General features: G+C 52.6%; 9 protein-coding genes and 1 pseudogene. 2 read left to right on the forward strand and 8 right to left on the reverse strand.

The genetic code is table 11. The annotated features are described in order from the left end of the window. Positions 1-338: 338 nt before the first annotated feature. The gene (locus tag GYK42_RS27110) at positions 339-4,820 is read right to left on the reverse strand and encodes a hypothetical protein (RefSeq protein WP_166450025.1); all 4,482 of its coding nucleotides are present in this window, start codon (positions 4,818-4,820) and stop codon (positions 339-341) included. A gap of 250 nt (positions 4,821-5,070) precedes the next feature. Between GYK42_RS27110 and GYK42_RS29775 the strand changes: the two are divergent. Then, positions 5,071-5,243, forward strand: a pseudogene (locus GYK42_RS29775) (IS481 family transposase); the annotation flags it as partial. 315 nt (positions 5,244-5,558) lie between these two features. Here GYK42_RS29775 and GYK42_RS27115 read toward each other — a convergent pair. Further along, complete coding sequence (locus tag GYK42_RS27115; protein WP_166450026.1) at positions 5,559-5,939, reverse strand: hypothetical protein; 381 nt, start codon at positions 5,937-5,939, stop codon at positions 5,559-5,561. A 586-nt stretch (positions 5,940-6,525) separates the two neighbouring features. On the opposite strand from GYK42_RS27115, the gene GYK42_RS27120 reads away from it, so the two are divergent. Beyond that, a complete protein-coding gene (locus tag GYK42_RS27120; RefSeq protein ID WP_166450027.1) occupies positions 6,526-6,837 on the forward strand; it encodes a helix-turn-helix domain-containing protein in 312 nt (103 codons plus the stop codon). A gap of 40 nt (positions 6,838-6,877) precedes the next feature. On the opposite strand, the gene GYK42_RS29445 is transcribed toward GYK42_RS27120, so the two are convergent. The 6 genes from GYK42_RS29445 to GYK42_RS27145 all read right to left on the reverse strand — a co-directional run bounded on the left by GYK42_RS29445 (position 6,878) and on the right by GYK42_RS27145 (position 13,150). After that, the gene (locus GYK42_RS29445) at positions 6,878-7,591 is read right to left on the reverse strand and encodes a Fic family protein (protein ID WP_240943883.1); all 714 of its coding nucleotides are present in this window, start codon (positions 7,589-7,591) and stop codon (positions 6,878-6,880) included. A 9-nt stretch (positions 7,592-7,600) separates the two neighbouring features. Continuing rightward, entirely contained in the window at positions 7,601-7,876 is a 276-nt protein-coding gene (locus GYK42_RS29450; RefSeq protein ID WP_240943885.1) for a hypothetical protein, read from the reverse strand. Positions 7,877-8,560: 684 nt separating this feature from the next. Next, a complete protein-coding gene (locus tag GYK42_RS27130) occupies positions 8,561-8,815 on the reverse strand; it encodes a hypothetical protein (protein ID WP_166450028.1) in 255 nt (84 codons plus the stop codon). A 270-nt stretch (positions 8,816-9,085) separates the two neighbouring features. Then, positions 9,086-10,501, reverse strand: coding sequence for a hypothetical protein (locus GYK42_RS27135; RefSeq protein WP_166450029.1), 1,416 nt, complete (start codon positions 10,499-10,501; stop codon positions 9,086-9,088). A 1-nt stretch (position 10,502) separates the two neighbouring features. After that, positions 10,503-11,471 carry an ATP-binding protein gene (locus tag GYK42_RS27140; protein ID WP_166450030.1) on the reverse strand — a complete coding sequence of 323 codons (969 nt, stop codon included), beginning with the start codon at positions 11,469-11,471 and terminating at the stop codon, positions 10,503-10,505. Positions 11,472-11,473: 2 nt separating this feature from the next. Continuing rightward, complete coding sequence (locus GYK42_RS27145; protein WP_166450031.1) at positions 11,474-13,150, reverse strand: hypothetical protein; 1,677 nt, start codon at positions 13,148-13,150, stop codon at positions 11,474-11,476. Positions 13,151-13,613 lie beyond the last annotated feature (463 nt).

Here is a 13,613-nt window from a genome sequence, read left to right on the forward strand (position 1 = left end):
TACTGGCTGCCGGCTTCGCTGACCATGCGCACAGCGCGCTCGATGACTTCGGGGGAATACTTCGGTTGCTTTTTCATAGCTCCATTTTCTCAAAGAATGGAGCCTCTACAAAACCCGGGGCGATTCAGATCGCATGAGTAAATGGCTCTGGGTGGTCGAACGCACACTGGGCTGGCTGCACCGCTTCCGCCGCCTGCGTACATACGGAAACCAAGAAGTTAGCTAACGCTCTTGATGTGCAATCCCTTTGAAACTAGAGCGTCACGTACCTTTTGCGACACCTTGCTCTCATTGGCGGCATCGCATAGATGTCGAGGTCCGATGTAGCTGATAGCCCATCAGGCCTTCAGCTTATCAAGTTGATCCGCGCTGGGTGCATGAAAATCAGTCCGCGTGCCAAATGACGTCAAGGTACCGGCATCCATCGCGAAGGCCGTGGTGTGATACAGGCTCCCTCCGAATCCACCTCTAGAGACGCCAAAATCTTGGCCTGCATACACGTTCTTCTCGCCGGCCAGCACCCATACGGGTTCTAGACCAGCACTCGCAAGCTTCGTCAGGAAGTAGTCGCTGGATACGACGCCGGCTCCTGAACCGCGCGAACGCAGTGAGGGGCCCTGCCAACGAAGAGTGCCGCCGGCGTCGACGTACTCCGGAGCCTTGCCGCTGCGCAGGTGCAGATCCAGCACATTAATGACGCCTGACGAGGGCAGGTAGAGCGAGAACCCGTCGTCGACCGAGTTGTCGTTGCCGCTGCCTTCAACGTTCAGTGATTCCACGATGCTGGCATACGGGATTTTGATGCCAGCGCTGATGTTCTGTTCCAGCTCGATTTGCCGGGTGTCGCGCCACCCATGCTCTCCTAGGAAGGGGCTCAGCGAGTCGCTTTCCCGCAGACGAGACGCGTCGCCCCGATGCCTGCCGAGCAGTTCCTTTGCTAGCTGGGGACCGTTGCCTAAAGCGGTGACCAGGCAGCTGATGCGCGACCAAGCATCCGCATGCGTGCGCCGCCCCTGGCCCGGCACTATCCAGCGACGAAAGCCGTAAACCGTTAGCCAACCTTCGCCGTCGGGGCTGGCAACCTCGATTTGACCGACTTCATTGCACAGGTCGCTTTCTACGTGCAACCATGCCAGGAGTAGGTCGGTATCGCCAGATGGTAGTCGGGGTGCAGATGGAGTCCACCATGTGACCGGTGCAGATTTCCAGCCTGTTTCGAGGGTGCTTCGAACGAGCAGCGACGGGTCCAGGTCCCTCTTCATGTCGCGGTCTCGAGGGCCCGGCTCGAATGCCCTGAGCCTACCTTCGTCTTCCCAAGAACACATCGCAAGGTTGTCAGTCATACGGGTTGCTGCCTCTGCGAGCGCGATGTACTGGTACTTCTTGCCGATGCGCTCCACTCGATGCTTACCCATACGGTCGTGGCTGATACTCCCGCCCCTCTCAAACTGCTCGAAGAGCTCCTCGGTCCACCCGAGCAGATGCGCTCGCTCGCAAATCCATCGTCGTACAGGGCCATAGTCGGGCTCCGGCGGGCGCCTGTTGTCATCGCTCATCCGCGTTGATTCAAGAAGGAAGTGCTCGGCGAATTCGGCGTATTCGGTGCGCAACGCCTCCGACAGCGCCTCCTTGAAGACATCGTTGGCTCTCCCGACCTCGGCCAATAGGCGCTCGGACTCCCGCCTGCTCGCTGCGCTGAAGGAGCCGCGCATGGGCCGCAGCCGGTAATCGACCGTCAGCCGGCGCAGCGCAAGGTAGGCTTCTGCCTGCTCGGTGGTCACCTTGTCCATGAGCGCGTCCTGCCAGTGTTCGAAGAGTTCCTTCGTAGTGCTGCCAGCATGAGTGCGCGGCGCGTCTATGATGCCGTGCAGCCAGTTGCGCAAAGTGTAGTTGCCGAAGTCACCGTGTTGGTCCGTGGAAGAGCAAATCGAATCGCCGTAGCCACGGCCTCGGTACTTCTTGAGGTCCTCGTCCGTAACAGTTTCCAGCGGCCATGCTGACTTGAACTTTGCCCTGCATGCATCGAGGTTGATCTGCGCGGGCAGCTCCCCTGCAGCTTGGGCGTAGAGCAGGATACCAAAGGCGTAGTCGCGAGTCATGAGGTTAAGCGGCGGCTGCTTACCTTCAGTAAAGTAGTTTTTCCAGACAGATGCGGCGAGCACACCGCAACGTGTTCGGTCCGTGCCCTGCATTGCCGCGCCGTAGCAGGCAGCGAGAAGGCGTTCTGTGATGTATGGGTCGTCGACGCCGGCAAATTGGTCCACGAGCGCAGCTGCGTGACCGAGCTTACAGGACAGGAGGTTCACGAGGGCCTTGGTGGCGCGGTCACGAACGGCCCGGTTGCTGGTAGACAAGAACCAGGTCAGCGTGACCGTCGCGAGCCGGAGACGTTTCTCGTCGACTTCGCTGGCGTTGGCCTCCCAAGCCCAGTCGATGAGCGAGGCGACGGCACCGCCCTCGTCCAGGTCATCTACGGCCAGGAACACCGACCACACAGCGTCCCTCTGCGGCATTGGACCCGGCCACAGTTTGTTGTGTAGCCAGTTGGCATTGAACAAATTCTCAGGCTCGGTGCTTACGAGCAGCATCAAGCCGTAGGCCGAGCGGCCAGTGACCTCGCAGAGCTTGTCTACCCATCCGGCCGTCCGGCTTGTGAACGCCGTCGGGCTTCGCCACGCCAGCGAACTCTCAAAAGCGTCGAGGAGAGACGGGTCGTCGATGGCCTCCTCGGACAAGACATCGAAGATTTCGAGGTTGAACTCTTCCGGCAGTTGCACTGCCAGGGCCTCGATGACCCCGGCAAACCGCCAGCTTTCATACGGCTCGAAGTAAGCGGCCAGCGGCGCGCGCCGGAACGAGCCATCTACGTCTGTGCGGTCGATCTGGCTGATGAGCCGTTTGGCACGTAGGTGGTCCGACAATCGTTCGAACGTGAATCGGATGATTTCTTTTTGGGAGCCGTCTGACTGCCACTCGACGTCCTGCGTGAGCACGCCTTCAGACATGAAGGCTGAAAAGAGGCTACGCTCCGTATAGCCGCCCGAGCTGTGAGCGCTTTCCAGCAGCGTGATGGTGTCTTCCATGGACAGGCTTCCACCGTCGCCCTGGACCGCGCACGCTTCCAGGAACTGCTCCAACGCCTTGCGCGGAATCGTCAGCTCGGGGATGAGCTTCAGCTCCCTCTGGACTTTGTTCGCCACTGCGGTCAGGTAGAAGTCGAAGATGGCGGTAACGCCGTCCATACCCTTGGGCAGTTGCTTCAGACCCTCGGCGTCGAGATACTCGCAGCAGGTTCGAAGGAACAGTGGGTTCTCGAACTCCCTGGCCAGGTTCGGAGAGCTGGGTCGCGCGATGCCACGTCGGTCGAGGTAGGCCTTTGCTGCGGCGCCGGCGTGGCCTGCGAAACCGGGATGCACGACGCGCGCGAGCTCCTTAAGCGGGAGGAAGCGGAAGTAGGTGCTGCGAATGGTCAACACCAGTGCTAGCCGAGGGAACTTCTGTACCAGCCGGATGAACCCGGACAAGCGCGTCTCCCAAAGCGCGATGCCATGTCGCTCGTTGAGGGCATCTATGGCCAGTACTGCCCTGCAATCAGCGGCCTCTGCTGCGGCGTCGAGCGCGCCGAGGAAGTTGGCGTTGGTGACTTGGGCCAAATCAAGCTGACCACGGATTTGCTCCCAGGGGTCCCCATCGGTGAGGCTTCCGCTGAGGATCAGGATGAAGGGACAAGCTGCCTCAAGCTGCTTGTGTCCGAAGTCAGCGACGAGGTGGGATTTGCCGATGCCGCCTGGGCCCGAGATGACCAGTTCCCGCTTGTTCATGAGCTGCCAGCGCTCGCTCGCAATCTCATCGCGGACACGGTCGACCGCCGAGTAGAGGTCGAAGAGGTCCTTGCGAGGGAGGTAACGGCTCTTGTCGGAAACCTTGTCTTGGACCTCGGCCAGTGCTTCGGAGATGCTGTCGATGGCTGCGACCGCTAAGGCCGCCCAGCTCTCCAGCGGCACCGATGCCTCCAACGCTGCGGGAGGTGCATCAAGGCTTTGCAGAAGCAATTCGCAGGTGTGTCGTACTCGGTCGGCAATCGTCAACAGCTTTTCGCGCGACAAGCTACCGGCCGCTCCGTCCATCTTGTACGTAATCTCGGCAGCCCAGGTCGCGGGCATCGCGAGTAGTTCTGGATCGCGAGCCACCGCTTGCAAGGCCTGCTGGATGGGCAGCTCCACGTGACTTTCGGGGCTGTAGCGTTCACCCAGATTGTGGCGCTGTACGTCGAGCTTGTCGCGAAACCAAGCCGAGCTGAACTTGACCGAATCGAACCAGTAGCGTGCCCGTCCAGAGTACATGGGGTCGTCGCGCCCAAGGCGCTCGCCGACGCTGGATGCGCTCCAGAGTTCGATTTCGATGGTGCGCCCGCTGGCTGCTGCGTCGTCGACGCCTTTCTTGCGCCACCTCTCATAGCGCTGAACTTCGCTGGCCTTCCGGCCCGATCGGTTGTCACGCAGGTCGACGGGCAGGCACACGACGAATTTCGTCAGCTGTGGATGGGCGCTAAGGGCTCGCTTCAACGAATCGACCAGGTCACCTACTTGTCCGTCCTCGAAACCGCCGATGAAGTATTTCGCTTGCCAGCCAACTTCGTGACCGTCCGCATAGGCTCGGTAGCACTCGAGCCCTTGGTCTGCCCCTGGGCCCTTGCGGATGAACCGAGAGCCCGCCGCCGGGTCTTCCAGGGCTGCCAGCTGACAGCAGAGTTCTTCGAAGCCGCCGTTCTGAGTTCCTCGATGTTCCCGAATACGTCTAAAGTCCAAGTTCAACGCCAACACTGCCTCCATTTATTTTTAGGCGCTATCCAAACTCAGCTATGACCGTCGTTCCAGCGATTGCTTACGCTGAAAAAGTAGAAGCTAGAGTTAACCTACGTAGAGTCCGCTCTTAGGCGTTAACCGACCAAGAGCATAACAAATTGCCAATCAGAAAAACTCACGCATTGTCACATGCTTGTGCGAAAGTCCGCTTGGGGCGAAAGCCATCTGCCAGCATCGAGTCGCTGCAGCCATCAACTCTGGTGGCAATAGCCAGGCCAATCTGGAGACGACCTTGCTCAACTATTTAAAACTTTACAACCACCTCATTCCACAACGGGCCATCGGTGCAAAACACCCACCCAGGCGCTCAAGGAATGGCAGCAAGAGAAGCCGGAGCTATCCGTAAAGCGCTATTATGATAAAACCGGCCTGGACAGTGTCAGTCATGGTTGCGATGCATCGTATGCCCGTGAGGGCGGCAAGTTGACGATTTTTTACAGTTCACTGCACTGGCCTGGTTAAATCGGATCGCTTTGCCCCGCTCAACCGGTATCCACGTCCTGACAATTCGTGCCAGTGACACCACTGCCGACCGCGGTGTACTGCCGAATAAGGAAGAGCGCGGTCACTACGGTACATGCGTGGTCCACATCAAAGGCTCGCGCCACAAGGATATGCTAGATGCCGGTAGTGAACAATTGAAGGCCAAAATTGTATCCGCCATCGATACTTTCCTCGCTCCAGCGCAGCATCCTAAATACGCTTGCGACCGAGACTCAAAGCTCGAATAATGTTCAGGCGATTATTTTGATATTGCAAAGTCCGCCATGGGACGGAACTTGCCGATGACGACAACCGGACAGAAGCGGCCAGCGCAACTAATCCCTTAATCACCATCACTCTTCGCATATGATGAAACCGATGGAAAAGCCAAGGATACGGCGTAGCCGAGTATCTTGCCATTGCGTTCGAGAGCGAACCACGGTAACTGCGCGCCGACAGAGGCACGGTGTAACCCAGAGCCAGGGAGATGGCCAGGTTGACGGAACTCGCCACCAGGTCCCTCAGGGCGGAAATTTGCAAGGCATCGCTAGCCAGCGCGTTGCGCGTCAGGTTGCTGTCAATGCCCAGCACAGGCAGGCGCCGACAATGTCGATCGCGCCTCATGGCACGCCAAGCTAAGCAGGGAATATCCTTTGAAATGACTGGCAATCTTCGACGAGCGAAACATTGTCGGGCCCTCCTAGACCTAGCCCATCTACTACTTTCCCATCGGGCGTAACGTAGAGGGGAAACTCATTATCTTCGTCGCCATCTTTTCTAAAAAAAACTTCTCTTATCGGTACAAAGCTCCATTGGACATGTGCCCCATCGTGGACAGGGATAAGAAGGAAGATATCAAGCAGCTTTCGCTTTTCGTCTATGTTCGCATGCTTACAAAACGACAGCGCATCGTTATGTCTCCAGAAAATTGAGGTCTGTGGCAACCAGCCATTTTCATGCCTAATTGCGTAACTCATGACAACGTAAATCACCCCTACGTGAAGTGTGACCGCTCTCCATGTTGACACGCCAGGTCCGGTCGCAAAAGGGAATCTAGGGAGCTCATGCTCCTGCTGTGTGGTTAGCATTTCAATTTTTCACCAACAATGAACACTATAGATTGTAGCCCTAAAGTGCGCGGCGTGAGTACATCGTGTATTTTGCACTGGACCAATGTATGGGTTTACTTGAACGCTTCGGCGCGGGCCTACAGAAGGCACGGAAGAGCCGCGGATTTACCCAGGAGGACTTTTCGATTGTATCCAGTCGAACTTACCTTAGTAGCTTGGAGCGAGGACTGAAGGCGCCAACTATTTCAAAGATTGATGAAATATCATCGGTGATGGAAGTGCACCCTCTATCGCTACTCGCACTCGCGTATTTGCCTGAAACAGACGAGGAGCGCAAAGAACTATGGGAGCGGGTCCATGCAGAAATACAGTCGTTTGACCGCATTTTTCCCGACAAGGGTGGTGCTGACGAAACTTAATTTGCGCCACTACGGCGAAAAATACCTTGTTTCACACAGATCAAGAACGCTTCATGTTGATAACAAAAGTAGCATCCACTGCTTCAGGCTGAAATACGTTCCTTACCGCCGCGACGACCGCCGCGGCTAACGAGGTAGCAGCGAGGTGAGGAAACTTTTTAATTAGGTCGTTTGACACTGTCCAGCCATTGTCACGCACTGACCGGATGATTTGATCTAAATCAGAGTTCGGTCCCTCCAGCGAACCTTTGATGGCATGCCGTGCACGTTCAATGTCACGCTGAGAACTAGCTTCGTTGCTCATTTCTACTTCGATGGTGCACCTGATGATATTGCAGAGAAACTCGGACTGGTGTGTTAGGTCCGGGTAACGCCAGGTCGGCAGCGCATCGTCGTAAGCATCAAAATGGAAATTAGAGCGAACGCCATCTGGACAAGTGTATTCGTTACCGAAATGAAAGTCCTCTTGGTACATGCTTACCAAGGGCCGCGACAAGTTTTCCAGTGCACGACTATACCCTAACCGCTGCTGCGCCCTGTTAGTGATAGTTGCTGAGATCGGCAGGATGAAGGGGGCCGGTATAGCACCGTCTCTGCGCAGCATGTCATTGACCAAAAATCGAGAGATGCGGCCGTTTCCATCGCTCATCGGGTGAATATAAACAAAGCCGAACGATGCGATCGATGCGCGCAATAACGATGATGTACCTGTAGTCTTGGCCAAGCACCGCTGGAGACCTACGAGCAATTCCATCGTTCGCTCTCATGGCGGTGCGATGTACTCGATGATATTCTCAACGCTGTGCGTATATCCGATGACGGCAGGTGATTGGCGAACGCCATAGCGCGTAGCAATGCCGAGGATTTCACCTTGAATCTCGCTAAGTGCTTGTAGCGCGAGAGGATCACCATTTTGACCGCATCGGTGCTCCATGACCGCAGCGAAGCGCTTCACTCGATCGACCTGTTTTTCCTCGTTCTCAATTGCAAAAGAGGCACGCCCCTCTTTGATGGAAAGCCATACGGCACTACGCGCCAAGATATCGGCACCAAACTGGATCTCGAGGGATTCAAGCGCTGCGGCGCAATTGAAGTGCTCTAGAGCACGAACAGCGTCAGTTCGCCGGATCGTTGGGCAGAAGTCACGGGTTCCAGGAAGATTATCTCTAACACGCCAGCGCTGGGTGTTGGAAGCGCGGGATGCTACGACAAATTGATAGGATTTAGGGCGTCGACGTAATTTCAGGATGAGGTATCTTGCACGTCGAGACGGCGGCCTGTGAGCCATTCAAACAGAAAGCCTGCGCGCCGGGCGTACGCGCCAGTAGGTTCGCTACGAATCCAGTCCTCCAGTACCGCCTGGTCGATTATCGAGAAGAGTCTCGCCAGAAACTCTAGATTGACCAGCTCATGCTTCAGGGCAAAAGAGAGATGACTGGCTGTTGTTGGATCCGGCCGAACAGTCCTGCTATATGTTTCTTTCCTGATTGAACTGATCACCGTTCGACGCAACTTGCCTACTTGACTTTCTACCGCGAGAGGCTGTACCTCCCGGATATCCAGCTGTTTAGCCAGCCACTTAAAACCTATGTAATCTGTCATTTTTCAGTTAAACCGCTCACTTTTTATATAAAAAATAGTGCCACGCAAAAAATATGATTATTAAATTGCATTCTTACAAACACTTCGATGCCTAAAATGCAAATAATCTGAACATCTCAACCTATGTCAAGACTTTTCGATCGATCTCATCAGGCTGCTCAAGCTGGTGTAGACGTTGAAACACTGCCACCTTATGGCCGGACATTGGCGCATGTTCAGCGTCCTCATGCCAGTCGGTCATCCAAACTTCTGACGCTGCCACATTATTCGCCCAAAGAAGGTCAGCCAAGCGAACGGGATCAGTGTCCGATAGGCGAAGACCATCCTCGCGTATAGCAATCAGCAAACCATCAGCAAAATAAATTTTGGTTCTCATAAAAATCCGTTGGGAAAATGCTCAATGATAGTTAGCCATTTTTTTGCCATCCGACAGATAGATTCATTTTCGATAACAATTTGCATTCATAAATTTGCTTACCGTGCCGTGTGCACGTCGTGAATTGCACAGATAAGTGAGCATTTCCCGTAGCACTTGTGCTTCGATCTCTCTTTCGCCATCTTACCCTCATGAAGCGCTATACGCCGACATAATAATTTTATTAAAAATACCAATTGTAGTGATGAGCCGTGAATTCGTATAGCTTCCTTAATGTTTATTTTTTTTATGCCACCATTTTAACAAGATCAAACCATCTTCAGTCTTAGCTAAATGAATCGCACCTCCTTGCGGCGGATAGCTTTCTGGATCTTCGCCGCACTCAATATCGTCCAGCCAATCGAATAGTGAATCGGAAAAGGACTCCACTTCAAATTGTGTAATATTTTCTAGCACCAAATTAATAAAAGGAGTTCCGATCCACTCCATGTAGGGTAAAAAATTAGGGGAAAAGTAAAAATATTCATCAGGAGACGAATTCAATTTCATATTAAATTTTACTAGACCGATTTTATTTAATTCTTTGGCATATTTTATGTACTCAAGACGTTCTTTATAAGATTTTCGATCTGATAAAAAATCAAGTCGCAACCCCACAGCAAGCTCAAATTCCTGACGTGCAACATCATGTGGACAGGTTATCTGCCAATGTGGCCAGTGATTTGGAGATACACCAATCCAATGCGTTCCGAAAGAAATCACTTCCCGCCCCCATTTGCAATGGCATTTTGGATGACGCTCATCTAAGGCCTGACGCACAAGGTTAATCTTTTCAGTAAAAGGAAAATGTTGCGAAGAATATGCGGCCGCACATTTATAAAACATCCACAGTAGATCGATATTTAGATCGGCAATACTTTCGAATTCTTCCTTAGCTTGAATCGGAAAATGCATTACCTCCACTTTCCAGCCCTCCTGCACATCAGTAAACAGCGGAGTCAAGGTTTCTGGAATATGTTGAAGGGCACGAACCATTCCCAACAACTGAGCATTATCATGCGGCCGAGGGGGCCTAGTGTTAGTGCAATACCAAAATTCTCCCTGATCAAATTGCTTTGCCACTTTAATGACGCGAGGCATCCATTCTGCGAGCGCTCGGAAGCACTCGTAAGATTCCGGAAAAAAAGGTTCCGGACTTGAAGCTGGCCAATATGGGCAGGCCGTCTGCATCAGCTCCAGCAACGCTTGGCCGCGACGCACCTGAATTTTTGTATAGTCCTTTCCGGCGCAAGTACTGTGCAATGGCGTCTGGTGAAAAGGGCATCGTGCCATCCAAAGTTGCTCATGTAAGTAACTGTGGTAGCCGATTTTCGAACATTCCGCACAGTAGCGTAAGGAATAGCGCGGCCATTGATCAACGGAGCTCAGATAGATATTATATGGCAATGAAATCGCCATATTGAGTACACTTTTGGTGACTTGAATATCCTCTCCCAGTATGTCGTTAATCCACTCGATATCCACATCATCGAGGGAAAAACCCGCTTCAAGATGGCCACGAAAGAAACTATTACATTGTTTTAAATCGATTCCATTTAGTACGGAAAAACGAGTCGCTAGTGAAATGAATGACTCATAAGGTCGCAAATTTCCTTTCCACCAGTTTACGGCTGGAAAAGATTTCATATCAACCAGCAGTCGCAATGATTCGCATGTGGTCCGAGTAGTTGACCTTGGCAAGCTCATTTAGCCAGCTTTCATATGATGTAGCTACATTCCAATCTTCGCCGTGTGAAAGGCGGCTTAATATCTCCTCCACTGTCCTCGCTATATGCTGCATCGGAAATTCCGTATAATTTTTTACGGATGCAGGACGTAGCTCAATCAGTGCTCGCCATAAGTATTCAGCACAGTCAACAAGGCGCTTTCCCTGAGCAAATGAGGTCGGGGCGAAACAATTCAGGAATGATATCCCACTACCTGCCGGCCATTCGGAATCCACGTCATAGTTATTGAGGACATATCGAATCTCCTCTAGTGTACGAATGCCATGGAAGCGAGCGTGTGCGGCCATAAATCTGGCAGCAATATGTGCATTTCCGGTACTCGCCAAGTATTCGTGACGATAGCCTAATTGATGCGATCCTATTGAGAATACACTCAGAAGAATCCCACTGTAATCCAAACGATTTTGCAGACCGACTAGCCACTTCCATTCATGCAGCGTCATTTCCTGGGCCTCATCGATTACTAGCACTACATAGTTTCTTCCAGCATTTTTGGCTATCGAAATGAATCGCTGCAGGCACAGATACGCTCCTTCAGTTTTTTTTGCTGGCTTACGTGGGTCAACGAATTGAAAATTGGAAGCTACCAATAATTGATGCCAGAATGCTGCTTCGGTTGGCAATGAGTCTGACCTATCCCAGATAACAAGCGGAACAATGGCACCGAAACGCTCAGCCAATACGTCTGCGAGATACCAAATGATTGCACGTGTCTTCCCCAAGCGCGATGCTCCATAAATGTATCCTCCCGGACGCTGCTGATCTATCCAATCACCTATCTGAACGGTCATCTCGTGTATGGGTTGGGTGTAGACCGCGTATTGCTTGGTACAAATACAATGATCTGGATCAATGTGAGATGCGCGCATAGTTATTTCCGTATCGAGGTCATACGGCGGAGCAGTATGGTAGTTTGCGCACTGAGATTATTGCTTGATGTGGCCGGTGGAGTCCGAGGAGCATTAGAAGATTTGACAGGCCACTCATAGTCATCTTGAGACGGAGAAGGCCTTACACGGTCCTGCGCGGCCTTCAGCAAACTTTCGCCAACAAACTGATCTGCGGCTTGTGTCAATATTCTGCGTGACTCAAGATATGCTGGGTGAATAGGCAGCTTATTATTTGGCTGGTGTTCGACAAAATTTATGAATGTGTCAATTCCGTCGCCTCCCGCTGGAATCAAGAATTGTCCCCGTGCCTCAGCTTGGCGGACCGCTTTACGAACTGACAGGCTATGCGGGGAAATATGCCATGGCGGTGATGCGCGGAGAATTCCTAATGGCATCCCGTCTAGCGTAGAAGCTAATGCTACGCGGCCATCGTCCTCTTTATGGTTAATAACCCAAATATCGGTGCCTACAAGATCCTGACGATTTTGTAACATCTCATTTGTGTAGTGCGCATAGTAAAACTCGACAAATACTGCTCGTCCAACTTTGGCTCCACCACGGACCCGGCACTTTTTCCTAATACTAAACAGTGATGCAACCACATCAGGTTCAACGTGACGCATCGGTTGTTGGGAGTGTTCAAACAGGAACTTCGCGTAGTTCAGCGGAGTTTTTCTGCCAATACCTTTGTGCGGATGCGCATTGTAGTTAGCGATTAGTACGTTCAGGAGTTCTTCAGCGTACTCGTACGAAAAACAAGACGTGATGGCCACCGTATCAGGATCACGCCCCTTTCGATCCGCAGCTTTAGCACCAGTAGTATTGGATAAACGTTGGAACCCATTACCAGCTAGGTTCCGGAAAAAAGTTTCAATATAAGGTCTGTCGTCCAAACCCCGTTTAACAGAAAAGGAGTTTTCCGGTTCCAGTAACACCGACCCAACTGCGTCTTTCAGTGCCCCCCTTACTCGAGTGCAAACTTCTGCCAATGCGCCATCAACGCTGGTTTCATCCCAGCAAAGACCTACAAAGTCTTCCCCCATCGTTGACAACAGCCCTGCTCCTTGCACATAAGGCTCCTTGGAAAACGACACCGGGCGAAGATACCACTTAGTAAGAGCACTCTTGATCGCTCTCATCACGTCATCGGAAGATACTTCTTTCCTCAGGCTGAAGTAGTAGCCAATAACGGCGCGGGATACTACCTCTACCAGCACAATGACCCAAAGTCGATATACGATACGTTCCCTGCTCTCGCCAGAAATATCCGGTATCGATACACAAAACCGGCCGTCAAGCTTATGTGCATCCATTTCAATCCGTTGCATGAACCGCATAACTGGACGGTTGGAGCCATCTCCAGTCTTAAGCTTGCGCACGAGATTTTCTCCGCCGGCATTATTTGCCAAGGCTTTTACATCAGATGCAAGAACTTTGTCGATATATCGTCGGACCGAATAATAAGCAGTACTGCTGGTATTGAAAGGCCATTCACCTCGTTGTTCGTAGCCGAGACTTCGCAACTCATCAAGAAACCAAGTGCACTGCCTAGCCACGGAGCGTTTTATTTCGACTAATTTCCCTCCACCTGGCACCGCTTTGATCCGTTTCTCAAACCTTAGCCTTAGGTCAGGGTGAGCATCCAGCATTGTATCCATCGCACCGGCGCCGCCAGCCCCGAATTGATCTAGCTGGATTTTTTTTCGTCGCTTGTATGATCGTATCCGGAGGTATGGAATTAGCGCACGCCACCCATATGGTTGACCATCGACATGAATGGCTAGACAGCGTTCCCGAATCAGTCTATATGCTTGTTTCGCCCCAAGTGAGGTAACTCGCTTTATTTGAGCGGCATCCGCCCCCTGCAAATAGAGCGTGACTGCGGACTTCCGTGCGAAATAAAGGGCACAGTCTTCGCTGCTCAGCGCCCCCTCGTCTGGAGTAGGCCACTGGCTCGCGTCTATACATTCGCCGTTAATTACGCGAAATGAGAATTGAGCCTTGACCTCCCCACCTTCTGGCATCCCAGCTCCCGAGATCATGTCTAGTCAGTTATCAAAATAGCATATGCAACAACTGAGGACAAGAAGTTTGATACGTGTTCGGATTAGCTACAATTTT

Source organism: Janthinobacterium lividum, assembly GCF_011601275.1.
GTDB lineage: Bacteria > Pseudomonadota > Gammaproteobacteria > Burkholderiales > Burkholderiaceae_D > Janthinobacterium > Janthinobacterium lividum_E.

Bases quoted from the DNA above. Each gene is read 5' to 3' on its own strand.
- GYK42_RS27120 (WP_166450027.1), top strand. From the start codon at position 6,526: ATGGGTTTACTTGAACGCTTCGGCGCGGGCCTACAGAAGGCACGGAAG.
- GYK42_RS29445 (WP_240943883.1), bottom strand. From the start codon at position 7,591: ATGGAATTGCTCGTAGGTCTCCAGCGGTGCTTGGCCAAGACTACAGGT.
- GYK42_RS27130 (WP_166450028.1), bottom strand. From the start codon at position 8,815: ATGAGAACCAAAATTTATTTTGCTGATGGTTTGCTGATTGCTATACGC.
- GYK42_RS27135 (WP_166450029.1), bottom strand. From the start codon at position 10,501: ATGAAATCTTTTCCAGCCGTAAACTGGTGGAAAGGAAATTTGCGACCT.
- GYK42_RS27140 (WP_166450030.1), bottom strand. From the start codon at position 11,471: ATGCGCGCATCTCACATTGATCCAGATCATTGTATTTGTACCAAGCAA.
- GYK42_RS27145 (WP_166450031.1), bottom strand. From the start codon at position 13,150: ATGGATACAATGCTGGATGCTCACCCTGACCTAAGGCTAAGGTTTGAG.